This window comes from Candidatus Cardinium sp. cBcalN2, from assembly GCF_022810445.1.
In the GTDB taxonomy this organism is placed as follows: Bacteria; Bacteroidota; Bacteroidia; order Cytophagales; family Amoebophilaceae; genus Cardinium.
In genome coordinates, this window is the sequence record NZ_JAACGD010000179.1 from 1 (window position 1) to 328 (window position 328).

At 40.5% G+C, this 328-nt stretch carries 1 pseudogene; it reads right to left on the reverse strand.

The window, feature by feature from the left end:
* Positions 1 to 204, reverse strand: a pseudogene (locus MUW74_RS04205) (hypothetical protein); the annotation flags it as partial.
* Positions 205 to 328: the final 124 nt, after the last annotated feature.

Sequence of the window (328 nt, forward strand, 5' to 3'; positions counted from 1 at the left end):
ATCATTTATGCTTTTACCATCAATCCCGGCTGCACCTTGGTTGGCCTTGACTTGTCGCCATGCTTCCCAGAGTACATCTTCTCGATAAGTTTTATCGTATAGACTATAAAATCTGACTTCCTTATTTTGCTTGGATTTAAGATATAGAGTCCTTTGTAGTTGCCGAACTTGTATACTGTTTCTAGCTTTATTGCAATCAGACATTCTCAACTCTTTTAAACTCGTTAACTGAAGTAGGGTCCCTTCCCTCTTGACTGGTTTCCCAATCAATGCTAACGGTACTATGAACCCCGCGGACTTCTGATATGACCTCTATTGACTTCGCTTT